Raw genomic sequence first — 14,641 nt, 5'->3', positions numbered from 1 at the left:
GCAGTGCCGTGCTGCCGGGACCTTAGGCCGCCTGCTCAAATCTCAACAGACAACTGGGGTGCCAGCGGCCGCCGTGCAGCCGGTCGCAACAGAAGCGGCAGGCCAAACCCTGCACCCGGCGGCGGTAGGGGGCGCTGACGCCGCAATTGGGGCAAGAGGCCAGCCAGCGGGGCGTCCTGGTGCTGGAGGGCAAGGGGTAGCGGTGGCGGATGCTCACCTTGAAGCCAGCCTGGGCGCCGTTGATGGCGGCCATACGGGCGCGGAAGTGGGGGCCATGGGCCTCCTCGACACCCACCACCCGATCCACCCAGGCATGGATCATTTCGTGGCAGAGGGTGCTGAGGGTGGCTTCCTGCGGCAGGGGATCGAGCAGGGGCCGCGACAGCACGATTTCGCACAGGGGGCGGCCATCGGCATGGCGTCCGCGCCGGTAGAGCCCGGCGGTGCGGCGCATGCGGCCATCGCTCCAGCGCAGATCCACTAACCGCTGACCAGCCGGCGCCAGGCTGCCGTCAAACCATTCCCGGTCGAGCCGGTGAAACAGCGGCAGCAGAGGCTCAAGGGGCATGCCGCAGAGGAACGCAGGGGCTGGGCGCATTGTGCCGAGCCCAGGCGCCAGGTCCCAAGAGGCAAGGCCGTCGGTCAGACTCTGCACCTCTAAAGCGCAGCTGGAATCGAGATGGATTGGGTTATCGCCCGCGAGATCGGCACCAAGGCCCTAGCGGCCGGCGCAGGCTCCCTGCTGCTCTTCTGGACCGTGAACGCCGTGAAGCTGGTGCTCAGCGCCCGCGGCATCAACCCACTGATCAAGCAGTTCTTCACCCAGGTGGCCAGCGGCCAGGTGGACGGCGCCTACATGCTCACCACCAAGAACTACCGCTCCCACGTCAACCGGCAGCAGTTCATCCGCTTTCTGGCGGGACTGCAGCTAAACAAGTACCGCAACCTCAAATCCGGCCGGCCCAGGCTTGATGAAGGCCAGCTGATCCTCACGGTGAAGCTCAAAAGCGAGGGCAAAGACGAGCTGCCCCTCGACTTCACCTTCGTCAAAATCGAAGAGCAGTGGCGGGTAGATCGGATCACCAAGCTCGCAGCGGCCTGATTCAGTAGCCGTGAGCGCCGCTCCCCCCAACCAGGCCCGCGCCGGCGAACTGCGGCAGCTGCTGCAAAGGGCCGCCCACGCCTACTACGTGCTGGATGCTCCTGAAATGGAGGATTCGGTCTACGACCGGCTCTATCGCGAGCTGCTGGAGCTGGAAGCAGCCCACCCGGAGCTGATCACCCCAGACAGCCCCAGCCAGCGGGTGGGGGGCGCTCCAGCTGAGGGGTTCAGCAGCGTGGAGCACCGCATCGGCCTGCTCAGCCTCGACAACGCCTTCAACCCAAGCGATTTAGACGCCTGGTATGGCCGGCTGCTCAAGGTGCTCGACCGCGAGCCGGCCACCCCCCTAGAGATGGTCGGTGAGCTGAAGATCGACGGCAACGCCCTAGCCCTCAGCTACGAGCACGGGCTGTTGGTGCAGGCCGCCACCCGGGGCGACGGCGAGCGGGGCGAGCAGATCACCGCCAACGTGCGCACCATCGCCTCGGTGCCGTTACGGCTGCAGCTCGAGAACCCACCTGCCTGGGTGGAGGTGCGCGGCGAAGCCCTGATCCCCGATGACACCTTTGCTGCCATCAACGCCGAGCGGGCCGCCCGCGGCGAGGCCCTGTTTGCCAACCCCCGCAACGCCTGCGCCGGCACCCTGCGCCAGCTGGATCCAAAAGTAGTGGCGGCGCGGCGGCTGGATTTCTTCGCCTACACCCTGCACCTGCCGAAAGACACGCCCCAGGGGCCCAGCAGCCAGTGGCAAAGCCTGCAATGGCTGCAGACCGCAGGCTTCAAGGTGAACCCCAATGCCGAGCTGCTGCCGAATCTGGCGGCGGTGCAAGCCTTCTTCAGCTCCTGGGACACGGGCCGCCGCGCCCTGCCTTACGCCACCGACGGCGTGGTGGTGAAGCTCAACGACCTGCGCCTCCAGGACGCCGCCGGCTTCACCCAAAAGGCGCCTCGCTGGGCGATCGCCCTCAAATACGCCGCCGAGGAAGCGCCGAGCATCTTGCTGCGGCTGGCCTGCCAAGTGGGGCGCACCGGGGTGATAACCCCCGTGGCCGAATTCGAACCGGTGCCCCTGGCCGGCACCACGGTGAGCCGGGCCACCCTGCACAACGCCGATCGCCTGGCGGAGCTGGATTTGCACGCCGGCGACACGATCGTGGTGCGCAAGGCCGGCGAGATCATCCCCGAGGTGGTGAGGGTTCTAAGCGAGCTGCGACCAGCGGGAGCCGGGCGGCTGGAGCTGCCCCAGGTATGCCCCGAGTGCGGCTCGGAGCTGGTGCGGGAGGAGGGCGAAGCGGCCACCCGCTGCGTGAATTCCAGCTGCCCGGCGATCCTGCGCGGCGCCCTGCGCCACTGGGTGAGCAAGGGAGCCCTGGATGTGGATGGCCTGGGAGCCAAGCTGATCGAGCAGCTGGTGGATCGGGGCCTGGTGGGCTCGATCGCCGACCTCTATGGCCTCGATGCGGCCCTGCTGGCCAGCCTGGAGCGAATGGGAACCAAGAGCGCCGACAACCTGGTGACTGCCCTGGCGGCATCCAAACAGCAACCGTGGCACCGCCAGCTCTACGGCCTGGGCATCCACCACGTGGGCGAGGTCAACGCCAAAGCCCTGGCGAAGGCCTTCCCTAGTGCTGCTGATCTGGCAACCGCCACGGCCAACACACCCGAATCGATCACCGCCGTGTTCGGCATTGGCGCTGAAATAGCCCAATCGCTGCAGCAGTGGTTTGCCACTCCTGCCAACCAGCTGCTGCTGCAGGCCCTAGAGCAGCTGGGCTTCTCGCTGGCAGCAGAGCCTGAGGAGCCTGGAGCTATTTCCGAAACGCCCCTAAGCGGGCAGACTTTTGTGCTCACCGGCAGCCTGCCATCTATGAGCCGCAGCGCCGCCCAAGCCCTGATCGAGGCGGCCGGCGGCAAGGTGAGCGGCTCGGTGAGCAAAAAAACTAGCTACGTAGTGGCCGGCGAGGAAGCCGGCAGCAAACTCAGCAAGGCCGAAAGCCTGGGGGTGGCGGTGTTGGATGAAGCTGGACTGCTGGAGCTGCTTAAGGCTGGCTCTGCTTAAGGCTGGAGCAGGGCGATCACCTCAGCTATAGATGCCTCCTCATCGCCATCAAGAGTTTCCTTCACCTCAATGAGCTGCCTGCATAACTGCACGATCTGCTTCTTAAGCGAAGCCTCCAGCTGAGCAAGCCGTTGCGTAGCCAACTTGAAATCATCGTGATTTGGCACAGGCTTCCAGGCCAGATCACGGGCGATCTCTTCAACTTGCAGGGATCCACCTGTAAATCGGCCCACCAGGTAGTGGGCAATCAATTCCTTTTCGCGCCGCTGCAAAACCCCATCGGCACGCCCCACATACAAAAGAACGGCCAATTCATCTTGATGACTTTGATAGAGGCGATCAAGCTGTCCCTGCTGGCTAGCAGCATGGCTGGCCTCAAGAAAGGCGGGCAGATCATCGATCAGTTGGCCACTCTCCAAATCCAGACAGCGTTGCAGTGACTGGCTATTGAAATCCAGGTATCGCTTCAGTAGCTGACAGTGGGCACCCAGAATTGCCTGATCACCCTGCTTACTAAGGCGATAGCGCTTGACGCGAATCTCGCCCCTCAAAGTTGTGCCATCCACCTGCCATTGCCCTATCTCCAAGCAGGAAAAGGTTATTGGCAAAGATTAGGGATCAGAAAGCTCCTCAGCGGGCCGCAGCGCATCGCTGCCGCAGCGCACCCCAAAACGGTGCTGGCCCGTTTGGTTGCAACCACACTTGCCGCATACCTGCAGCACAGGCGCCACATTGCGCCCATCGGCAACCCCATCGCGCAAATCAAGCTCGGTCACCTTCTCCAGCAACTGGGCTTCACTCAGCAGTCCTCCAGCCGCCCAGCTTTGCCTCATCGCCTCAACGATGAGGGCAAGCCGCTGCATCCGCTCCTCCACCCCCACTAGATAGGCAGTGAGGGCCTCCGGCGAGCCGATCTGACTTAGATCCGGGGGCTGGGGGGCTCGATCGATGGCCAGCCAATCCCAGGCGCTGGGTTGCGGAGGTTCCATCAGCCGTGAGTGCTTTACCCACTTAAGGCGACCAAGCGATCCGCAGGTCCCCTAGGACCCTGCGCGGCAAGATGGCTTCATGGACCATCCCCAGCCGCAGGCCTACCGCTGGATCAAAACGGAGTGCGGTCGCGCCAAATACGACCAACTGGCCGCCCAGCAGGGGCTGCTGGCAAAGCTGCGGCTGGCTTGGTTTGTGTTGATCGCAGCGCTGCGGGATTGGCGGCTAACAACGTGAAAACTGTTCGGAAAGGCAAGAGACAGCCAAGAAGGTATAACCTTGATTAAGGAGTCGCACCCAAGACAGACGCAACAACTCAGTGCTTATATCGCTGAATAGAGTTAAAGCATGGCTCCTAACTTCAGCCCTCCAGCAAACAAACCGATAGCCACTCCTTAACTCTCTACCGAGCACGAGGTTGGCAATCTTGTAACACTTGATCCAACTCAGCGCTTCACTCGTCGTCAATCTTCTTGACCCGGCGGTGCTTGCAGCTGAGGATGTCCTCTCTATGGCAAGCTTTGGGGCGAATGCGGAAATCTCCGCTTACAGCGCTGACACTGGTTATCTCTACACAGTGGGTAGCGGCTCTGGCGCCATCGTTGTATCAGATCTGACTGACCCATCCAACCTAACGTCCATCGCCATTGCACGTCCCGAGGGTAGCCTCGAAACCCTGCAGGGTGTTGCCGTCTTCAGGAAACTGCTTGCCGTTGCAGTTCAGAACAAGATCAAGACCGAACCTGGGTTTGTTCAGTTTTACGACCTGACCAATTCCGCTACCAACCTTTCTGAGCAGCGGCACAGCTGGTTCCCTGCCCAATGCGGTGAAGTTCAATGTTGAAGGCACCCGGCTTCTAGTAACGAATGAAGGCGAGCCGGATGCGCTGTACACAATCGATCCCGAAGGCACGATCTCGGTGATCGACACCAGCGGCTTCCTGGCAGAAATGCCAGTGGCGCTAGCCCAGATTGATGTGCAGAGCATCGACTTCAGCGCCTGGATCTCCCTGCAGGAGAACAACGCCTTCGCCGAGCTCGATCTAAGCGGCACCACGCCGGTCATCAAAAAGATCGCATTCCTGGCACATTCCTGAGTGGCCTCACAGATCTGAGCGTGGGCGATGGGGGTCAGCCTTGCTGATTCGATGCTGGTGCCCTGAACTACTGGATTGGCGCCGCCAGCCATGACAGCGGCGATCGCCCCAATCCCAAAATGCCAGACCTCATCTTTGGGGAAGATTGGCAAACGACCACCAAGCCTTTACCCATTTCCCACGCCAAGGGTTTCGCCGTCAAATTGAGCTGAGCTGGCAGCCCATCCGCAAAATGCACCATTTTGACTTGGCCATCCAGGTAAACCTGCCGACTGCACAGGGCCGGGGTGAACTCTGACTAAGGTCCGCAAAAAATCATGGTGTATCGCTCGTCACATGCAACTGAATCCACCAGGACATCGAGAAGCCAACCGGGTCGTTAAGTTTTGGAAAATTCAAAAGCCATCATGTCTTTTGGTCTCCTTAACAACGTCAACCTCGGTGGTGCCGAGATTGTTTCGTATTCAAAGGAACATAATTCTGTACTTGTCATTACAGGCGGAGAGACCTTAGAGCTCCTCGCCTTCAACGGTCAGCTTGCCCCGAGCCGGGTCAGCAAGCTGACCCTTGCTGGTCCAGCTCAGAGCGTCGACGTCAGTGGCGATCTCGTGGCTGTCGCGGTCGCAGACGCCACCAAGCCCAAGTCGGCCAACGGCCATGTGGCGTTCTATCGCCTCAGTGGCTCAGGTTCAAGTGCAACCTTGACCGAACTGGGCAAGGTGACTGTGGGGGCCCTGCCCGACGCGGTGAGCTTCAGTAGCGATGGAAAAAAACTTGTCGTCGCCAATGAAGGCGAGGTGATCGACACGCCCATTGCCGAGAGCGACGCCCAGGGGACGATCTCAGTGATCGATACCACCTCTTTCGGACCTACCACCGCTAACGCCACTGGCTTCACGGTCAAGACCGTTAATTTTGAAGCATTCAACGGTCAGGCCGCACGCCTCAACCTGCAGGGCATCCGCATCAGCGGCGGCAGCAAGGATGCCACCGTCGCCCAGGACTTTGAGCCCGAATCGATCGCGACCCTCGGCAACACAGCCTGGGTCACCCTGCAGGAGAACAATGCTGTTGCCGAGATCGATCTGGCCACCGGCACCCTGACCAAGGTCTGGGGCATGGGCATCAAGGATTGGAGCCGCGGCACAGCCAAGGCCGCCAACTACACCTTTTCGCTCTCCTACCCCACAGGAACCAATAGCAACAGTCGCCCTGATTTCAACAGCAATGGAGTTGTTAATCCAGGCGAGGTGACCGCAGGTGGCCTTTCCGGTGCGGTTTACGGAGGCATCGAGAATGGTCAGGACATTTTCTATGTGATCACTGACCGGGGTCCCCAGGCCGCTGCCATTGGCGATCGCACCAACGACAATCCCAGCGATGCAAACAGGACCGGCAAGATTTTTGATGATCCGGATTTTCCGATCACGATCTACAAGCTCGCCCAGACCGCTTCTGGCTTCCAGCAACTTCAGGCGATCACCCTCAAGGTACCCGATGGCAGCGGCGGCTTCCGCAGCTCCACCGGCATCGGCGCCCTAGCCACCCACGACAAGGGCTTCCAACTGAGCCAAGCCGGCAACGGCATCGCAAATGATGCTGGTCGATACAATGTTTACACCGAGATTCCCAGGGATGCTTTCGGCCTGGATACCGAGTCGATCAACCTGATCACGGTTGCATCAATGAACAGCGGCAAACCAATGTTTGCCGTTTCAGATGAATATTTTCCCCAGATTGCCCTGTTCGATAGCGAAACCGGCAATCTGGTACGCCGTTATGTGCCTAGCGGCACTGACTTTAGTGGTGTGACCTATCCGCAGGGTCGTGGGGATGTTTCAACTTATACCCTCGCGACTCTGCCAGCCGTCTATGCCAACCGTTTGATTAACCGCGGTTTTGAAGGCATGGCCTTCAACAGCAAGGATGGATACCTGTATGCCTTCGTACAGAGTGCGTTACAACCCAGTGGGTTCAAAAACGCAGAGTTTATTCGTATTCTTGCCATTGACCCCGCAACTGGTACTCCCAAAGCTGAATATCTGCATCTCCTCGATGCCGATTCCAAGCTGGCTGGATCAGCCAAGGTCGACAAGATTGGCGATGCGGTCTATGACGCAGCCCGCGAGCGTTTTCTGCTGATTGAGCGCGATTCGCTCACCGGGGCATCCGCAAATAAATCGGTTGTCGAGATCGACCTCATCGGTGCCACCAATGTGCTCGGCTTCGATTGGACTGCCAAAATCGGGTTCACTCAACCCGAATTGCTGGAGACAACCAGCATTGCCGATGCCCTGGCCGCCAAGGGCATCCGGATGGTTCAGCGCACGGAGCTGCTGAACATTCCAAGTGTCGGCGCCAACCCAGCATTCGACAAGCCAGAGGGCCTAGCCCTCAAGCCCGATGGAAGCTTGGTGGTGTTTAACGACAACGATTTCGTTGCCGTTGATGGCCGCGCCGATAACTCGGCTGCGGTAATCAGCTTCAAATCCACTCCAATCGATACATCCAACACAACAACAGATGCCGGTGGTGCCATAGGCATTAAAGACGTCTACGGCCTGCCCATGGCCGATGGCATCACGGCCTACGCAAGCAACAACATTACCTATTTGATTGTTGCCGGAGAAGGGGATGATCGTAACGGTGATCTCAAAACTGGAGGATTGCACATCAACGATGCAACCCGTTCGAAAGATCTGACGGGAGCTGACAGGGCTAACCTTGGTGATCGTCTCAACCTGATCAATTCCGAGGGAGATTACAACAAAGATGGCACCCTTGACCAAGCCTATGCCTTCGGCAGCCGCAGCTTCCGCATTTACGACACCAAAGGCAACCTGGTGTTCGATTCGGGCAACCAGCTTGACGAGATCGCCAAGACAGCCGGCATTTATGACGATGGTCGCAGTGACGACAAGGGCATGGAACCCGAAATGGTCACCACCAAGGAGATCAACGGGCGTGTCTTCGCCTTTATCGGTATGGAGCGGGGCACATCCGCATCCATCGCCGTTTACGACGTCACTGATCCAAGCAAGGCAACCTTCTTCAAGTTGCTTCAGAACGTGAACTCGATCTCCCCTGAAGGGCTCGAGTTCGTAAGCACCGATAGCGATGGCAGTGGCTTCTTACTAGCTGCCAATGAAGTTTCTGGCACCCTCGACACCTACCAGGTGAACCTCAAAACCATCGGCGAAACAACGGCCCTGATCCCCCAGGCCGGAACCTCCACTGCCCCCGAGCATCTCATCGACGGGCGCAGCGGCCGCACCGACTTCCCCAACGGAACCTTCAAGGCCCTTGCCACCGTCGGTGAAGTCGACAAATCCACTGGCCTGGCCCTAACCGGCTGGCCGGATGGCAATGCCGCCTGGCTTTTGAACGACACCACAATTCGGGTGGCGTTCCAGTCCGAGTCGTACGCCACGAGCTCCAACCAGACCTACGCCCAGCCCTTGAATGGTGGCAAGGTCACCTTCACCGGCTCCAAGACCCATTACGTCGACTACGACCGTGCGGGCTTTGCCGACTTCCTCCAGACCGGCAAAACCGGCGCTGACATCGTCAAAGGCAGCGGCTTCCTGTTCGACACCCTCTACAACGTCTTTGGAGAGGTTGTCGATGGCAAGAACAGCGACAAAACTGATCTAAGTGCCAAATGGGGCAACCAGACCAAGCCCGACGGAACCTATGTTGAGTTCGGCAGCGCCGTCGCTCAGAGTGGTGGTAGGCCCGCGAAGGACATGAGGCTCACCGAAGCTGACTTCCACTTCCATTCCTTCTGCGGATCTTGGTTCGAGCAAGCCAATAAGTATGGGAACAACATCGGCTTTGCTAACGATGTTTGGTTCATGGCAGAAGAATGGAACATGGGCGCCGGGTACTTCGGAAGCGCTGCCACGGCGAACGACACCATGGGCCTAGCGTCGATGGTGATCGACGTTGCAAACAAAACGGCGTACACCGTCCCCGTCCTGGGTCAGGGGGGCTATGAAAAGCTCCTGCCGATTAATCCTGGCCATAAGGACTACGTGGCCATGGTCCTCTCGGGCTACAACCACGATAAATCCGTCCCTAACCGCATCTACATCGGCATCAAGGGCAAACTGGCTGATGGCACCACCATTAACGAAAGCACCGCATCTGAGCGGGATAAGTTCCTAGCTAGAAATGGTCTTCTGCATGGCAAAATCTACGGTTTAGCCCTAAGCGATGCCACATACACCACGTTGGGCATCAATCCCGATGCTGACAAAGATCTTCTGATCGACGATCTTTCTGCAGATGCCTATCTGAAGTCCGCAACTGCTCCAGACAACATCCAGGGTCGTTTCTATGGCACTTCCTATCAGTGGGGAGGCTTCGACAAGCCGAAGGCTGTCAAAGACACCGATATGAACCTTTGGGAGAAAGCAGCTGAACAACCCACTGGCTACAAGTTCTTCACCGCTGACAGCAAGATCGAGCATTCGGCGGTCGATCCTGACACCAGCAAGGTGCGGTTTGTCCAAAACATGACCGCATCAGGCGGCATCCTCGGCTTTGATCTCACCAACACGATCAGCCAGGAGCTGATAGCAGCTAATGGCGCTCTGCCCCAGTTCCTGTCTGTTAATGTCAACCGGGTGCTGCCCGCCATTGAAGGTGCGCTCACCTTGGACACCAACGGCGCTGGTGAAGCTCACGTTGGCAAAAACAACCTCGACGGCAGCAAGACCGCAGCCCTGCACCTCGGTGGCAGCGCCCCTGCGGCCAAAGCCGTTGCACCAGACGGTCTGATCTGGGTCAAGAACGACGACGGAGACTTCCTCATCGTTGATGAAGACTCTGGCAACGTGGCCGGTGAGCGCAAATACGTTTTGTCGCTCGATTCCACGACCCTGGCGTTGAAGGAGAAAGGTACCGGCGACCTGCTGGCCATCGCTGGTGGTGCTGACAACCCCCGCGCCAAGGCGAAGGTGGCGGCAATGGAAGGGGCCTTTACCAACGCTACAGGTGCTGAGTTCTCGGGTTCCTGGAACGTCACCGCCCTGGTTGCCAGGAATGCCGAAGGCAACTTCTACACCACTGAAGAGCTGCAGGGCAACAAGGCGCAAACCATTGCCAATGAGATTCCCCTCTCCGAGCAGCTATTCATCGGCGTCGTGCAGATGGGTGGTGAGTCCTCTGGCCAGGTCAAGGATGTCAAAGCCGATTACGGCGGTCAGATATTCCAGTACACCGTGGATCTGGGACTCGACGAGGCCAAAACCGGTACAAGCGGCGACGACAAGAGCATGGAGATGACGAGCTTTGACGGAGTTATGGATACCGTCTTTACCGGGGCTGGTGAAGACGAAATTGACATCGCCATCGTCGACGGTCATTCAAACCTGATCTTTGCTGGATCAGCAAACGACACGGTGTATGCCAATGCGCGGGACGTGATCACCGGTGGCTCTGGTAACGACACCTTGTGGGCTATTAAATTGGACAACAACCGTCTTGACGGAGGGGCCGGTGTTGACATCTTCTATGTCGGCACGAGTGGCAACCGTGTTCTCGGCGGCAAGGGTGACGACATCATCAACGTCCTTGACGGTGCTGGCACCAACTACCTCAACGGTGGCGCTGGCTCCGACCAGTTCTGGCTGATTAGCGCACCTGGTGATAAGCCTGCCGCTAAGCAGTTCGTGATGGACTTCAAGGCCGGTGAAGATAAGGTGGGGCTCAGCGGAGTTGCTTTCAGCGCCCTCAGCTTCACCCAAGTGGGCGGCGACACCCTCTTGAATATGGGCACAACCGAGCTGGGCCACTTCACTAACATGAGCGCTTCCGTGCTGAACAACCAGTCCAATTTCGCTGGTCTAACAAACCTGAGCTGATTGGGCCTGTCGATTTTGTGGTCCTGATTCGCTCTTAGCCAGCCGATCAGGATCACTTTCCCAAGGAATGTCTAAGGCAGGCGGAGCGCTTCAAACCGATCCCCCAGCTTTAGGCATTCCACCATATTTAGGGCTCAGGCCAATTCTAGGCCTCGGCTAACACAACCACCAACATTGAGGTCATCCGGACTATGCCATCACCATTAGTTGCTTTTAACCATGGCGTGGCTTCGGGTGATCCCTATTCCAATTCAGTTATCCTTTGGACTCGGATCACACCGCCCCAAGGCTATAACGAGCAAATTGACGGGACTTGGCAGGCCTCCCTCAGCCCTGGCTTTGAGCCCGGTTCGATCGTCGATAGCGGCACATTCAGCACCAGTGCCAGCCGCGACTGGACGGTGAAGGTTGAGGCCGACGGTCTCAAGGCAGACACCACCTATTACTACCGCTTTCGCGTCGGGGATGTGGCCTCATTGGCGGGGCAAACCAAGACCCTGCCTGTCGATAGCGGCGCGGTGCGCCTGGCCGTGTTCTCTTGCGCCAACTTCCCCGCCGCGGATACCTTTGCGGCCTACGGCCGTGCCGCCGCCATCCAGGCCGTCAATCCCTACGACGCGCTGGTGCACCTGGGCGACTACATCTATGAATATGGCCCCGGAGGCTATGGAGCCGCCGAGGACGCCGCCACGGATCGGGGCTTCCTGCCGAACCGCGAGATTGTCAGCCTCGACGACTACCGCCAGCGGTATGCCCAGTACCACACCGATCAAAACCTCCAGGCCCTGCGCGCCGCAGCGCCCCTGATCGCGATTTGGGACGACCACGAAACAGCGAATGACAGCTGGAGTGGTGGTGCCCAAAACCACCAGCCTGGAACAGAAGGTGACTGGATCGCGCGCCGTGATGCTGCCCTCAAGGCCTACTACGAGTGGCTGCCGATCCGCGAACCACTGCTGCGTCAAGGCGTCGACAAAGGTGATGCCAGCACACCCCTGACCCAGGGCTACCGCTCCTTCAACTTTGGGGATGTCCTGGATCTGCATGTGCTCGAAACCCGGCTAACGGCCAGGGATGAGCAACTCGACTATCCAGACGCGGCAGCTGTGCAGGCCCGCATTGGCGCGATCATCGCAAGCCCCACAGACTTGACCGCCTACGCCACGAGGCTTGGAGTTACCCCTCCCGTAGGCCAACAGGCGATCGCGGCCTTCGCCCCTTCCCTGGCACCCGTCGTTACCCAGGAGCTGGTAATTGCCGCCGTGCAGAAAGCCTGGGGAGATCCAAACAGGGATCTGATTGGGGATACCCAGCTGGCCTGGTTGCAAGGCCAGATGGGCCAATCGAAGGCTGCCTGGCAGGTGCTCGGCCAGCAGGTGCTGATGCAGTCGATGGCGGTGCCCGCCGAGCTGCTTTTGAACGCCGGTAATCTAAGCCTGCTGGACAAATATGCTGCTCCGCTGCAGAAACTAGCCACCGGCACCGCCTTTGCTGAGCTTTCGGCGGCCGAGCAGGCCCTGTTCGCTGAAGGCGGCAAAATTCCCTACAACCTTGATGCCTGGGATGGCTACGGCGTCGAGCGGGAAACCATCCTTCAAACCGCCCTCGCCCAAGGCAAGCGCCTAATTAGCCTTGCCGGGGACACCCACAACGCCTGGGCTGGTGTGCTCGACACGATGGCCCCTGGCAGCAAGCCAGCTGGCACGGTGGCGGGTGTGGAATTTGCCACCCCAGGAGTCACGTCCCCAGGGCTTGAAAAATACTTTCCCGGTGCAGACGGTTACATCCGTGATAAGTACCCTTCGGTGGATGGCCTCGATGGCCTATTCCGCGGCTATGTAAGCGGCCTGAAGTATGCCGATCTGAACCGCCGCGGCTTCCTGGATCTCGCGGTGACCAAGGAGCAGGCGGTCGGAACGTTCCAGTTCCTGGATGGGGTGAATCCTGTTTCCGGCCTGTCCCAGTGGGCCACGGAAACCGTGGTTGCCGCTAGCGATTTCAAGCTCTCTATTCAACCCGAATCCACTCCGCAGATTACTTGGCAATCGGGTTGGCGAGAGCTCGATCTGGTGTTCGGCATGGCTGTCGACATCAACGGTGGCCAGACGTTGCTCGACCCGTACACCTTCGCCACCCTGCCCCGGGTCGGCGTTCAGCTGGCCGACGTCTCGTTGCTGGGTTCGGAAGCCGGCGATCGCATCTTCGTCGGGGTGGGTTCAAAGATCGAGGCAGCTGGTGGCAGCGACGAAATCTTCAACACCGACAGCCAGGGCGACAATCTTCTGGTGGGGGGAGCCGGTTCCGACCGGTTCTTCCTGCGAGCGCTGAACGATCGAGTGATCGGCGGAAAACTGTTTACGGGCTCCGCCGCCCTCGGCCTCTCGCCTTTCACGGCCCTAGTGGACCTGGAACGGGACAGCTTCCTGATCGACTCCTCCGAGACCGGCAGCGCTGGGGCTCTGCAAATTCTCGACTACGCACCAGGTATCGACGAACTGCTGATCGACGGGGTGGCCCCCTCAGGAAAGTGGGCCGAAGTGAAAGCGCTGCTGCGAGGCTTCAATGTATCAATCAACTCCGCACCGGAGCTGAAAGCCGGACCCGTCACCCTCGAGCTCAGGCGTGGGGCTGAGCTCATCAGTGATCTCAGCATCCATGTCAATGATCTTGATGGCGACACTCTGCAGCTGCTGAAAGTAAAGGGCCCCGAATGGATCACCACCTCGGGTACCACCCTCAGGGCCACCGCTCCGCTTGATCTCACCGCAGAGCAGCTGGCGAGCATCGACCTGCAACTGGCCTTCAGTGATAGCAAAGCCGCCGCAGTTTTCTCTCCTCAGCTGGATCTTGTCTCGGCTCCCCAACCGGTTCCTGTCCCGGCCCCACAACCGGCTCCCCAACCGGATCCCATCACTGGCCAGCCTTTGGCTCCATCGATCAAACAGATCACGATCGGCATCCCTGTGGAGGTTGGCACATCGTTAAAGCTCCCCCGGAATTCCAGAGAGTCGACCGTGATCTTGACAGGCTCCAACGACATCAATGCCAGCGGCAATTCCGGCGACAACGCGATCATTGGCAACTCGGGCTCCAACAGCTTCAAGGCAGGCGGCGGCAATGACTCTTTATGGGGCCGCGAAGGCAATGACAGGCTTAAAGGAGGCAAGGGTGCAGATCAGTTTATTTTTTCAAGCGAGCGAGGGCTGTTTAACGTCGGCTCAGAGGGCCGGGATTTCATTGTCGACTTCAAGCCCAGACAAGGAGATCGAATCTCGCTCAGCGCTTCTTCATTCGGACTTGCAAGTGCCAAAGGCAACGGATTCAGCATTTCTCGAGAGTTTGCCACCGTCTCAAGCATCGATGCAGCAGCTGCATCGAATGCCTCGATTGTCTACGAAACCAGCTCAAAACAACTGTTCTTCAACAGCAACGGCTCGGGTGGTGGATTTGGCGCGAACGGAGGTGCCTTTACTCTCTTTAAGAACAGGGTTGACCTTGCAGCCGACGACTTCTCAATTATCTAGAC

General features: G+C 59.3%; 10 protein-coding genes. 7 read left to right on the top strand and 3 right to left on the bottom strand.

The features are described from left to right. Positions 1-22: 22 nt before the first annotated feature. On the bottom strand, positions 23-568 hold the full coding sequence (locus tag C7K55_RS06860; protein ID WP_106502681.1) for a SprT family zinc-dependent metalloprotease: 546 nt from the start codon (positions 566-568) through the stop codon (positions 23-25). 111 nt (positions 569-679) lie between these two features. On the opposite strand from C7K55_RS06860, the gene C7K55_RS06855 reads away from it, so the two are divergent. Together C7K55_RS06855 and ligA are read left to right on the top strand one after the other, a co-directional pair. Then, entirely contained in the window at positions 680-1,102 is a 423-nt protein-coding gene (locus C7K55_RS06855) for a hypothetical protein (RefSeq protein ID WP_106502680.1), read from the top strand. A gap of 10 nt (positions 1,103-1,112) precedes the next feature. Then, the gene (gene ligA / locus C7K55_RS06850; RefSeq protein ID WP_106502679.1) at positions 1,113-3,161 is read left to right on the top strand and encodes an NAD-dependent DNA ligase LigA; all 2,049 of its coding nucleotides are present in this window, start codon (positions 1,113-1,115) and stop codon (positions 3,159-3,161) included. On the opposite strand, the gene C7K55_RS06845 is transcribed toward ligA, so the two are convergent. Both C7K55_RS06845 and C7K55_RS06840 read right to left on the bottom strand, forming a co-directional pair. Then, complete coding sequence (locus tag C7K55_RS06845; protein WP_106502678.1) at positions 3,158-3,727, bottom strand: tellurite resistance TerB family protein; 570 nt, start codon at positions 3,725-3,727, stop codon at positions 3,158-3,160. The genes ligA and C7K55_RS06845 overlap by 4 nt on opposite strands. 45 nt (positions 3,728-3,772) lie before the next feature. Continuing rightward, complete coding sequence (locus tag C7K55_RS06840) at positions 3,773-4,150, bottom strand: hypothetical protein (RefSeq protein ID WP_106502677.1); 378 nt, start codon at positions 4,148-4,150, stop codon at positions 3,773-3,775. Positions 4,151-4,229: 79 nt separating this feature from the next. On the opposite strand from C7K55_RS06840, the gene C7K55_RS13750 reads away from it, so the two are divergent. From C7K55_RS13750 to C7K55_RS06820, 5 genes are all read left to right on the top strand, one after another. Beyond that, complete coding sequence (locus C7K55_RS13750; RefSeq protein ID WP_193486218.1) at positions 4,230-4,388, top strand: hypothetical protein; 159 nt, start codon at positions 4,230-4,232, stop codon at positions 4,386-4,388. A 199-nt stretch (positions 4,389-4,587) separates the two neighbouring features. Then, a complete protein-coding gene (locus C7K55_RS06835; protein WP_106502676.1) occupies positions 4,588-4,995 on the top strand; it encodes an LVIVD repeat-containing protein in 408 nt (135 codons plus the stop codon). Continuing rightward, positions 4,979-5,248: a choice-of-anchor I domain-containing protein gene (locus tag C7K55_RS06830; protein ID WP_106502675.1), complete on the top strand. Its 270-nt coding sequence runs from the start codon at positions 4,979-4,981 to the stop codon at positions 5,246-5,248. Before C7K55_RS06835 ends, C7K55_RS06830 begins: the two co-directional genes overlap by 17 nt. A gap of 386 nt (positions 5,249-5,634) precedes the next feature. Further along, on the top strand, positions 5,635-11,115 hold the full coding sequence (locus C7K55_RS06825; protein WP_106502674.1) for a choice-of-anchor I domain-containing protein: 5,481 nt from the start codon (positions 5,635-5,637) through the stop codon (positions 11,113-11,115). 224 nt (positions 11,116-11,339) lie between these two features. Next, positions 11,340-14,639 (top strand): alkaline phosphatase D family protein, encoded by a 3,300-nt coding sequence (locus C7K55_RS06820; protein ID WP_161956136.1) that lies wholly within the window; start codon positions 11,340-11,342, stop codon positions 14,637-14,639. The last annotated feature ends 2 nt before the right edge of the window (positions 14,640-14,641 follow it).

The sequence above is a fragment of the Cyanobium usitatum str. Tous genome, from assembly GCF_003011885.1.
Lineage (GTDB): Bacteria > Cyanobacteriota > Cyanobacteriia > PCC-6307 > Cyanobiaceae > Cyanobium_A > Cyanobium_A usitatum.
The sequence above is the reverse complement of the archived record's forward strand: the minus strand, read 5'-3'. Positions and strand labels throughout refer to the sequence as shown.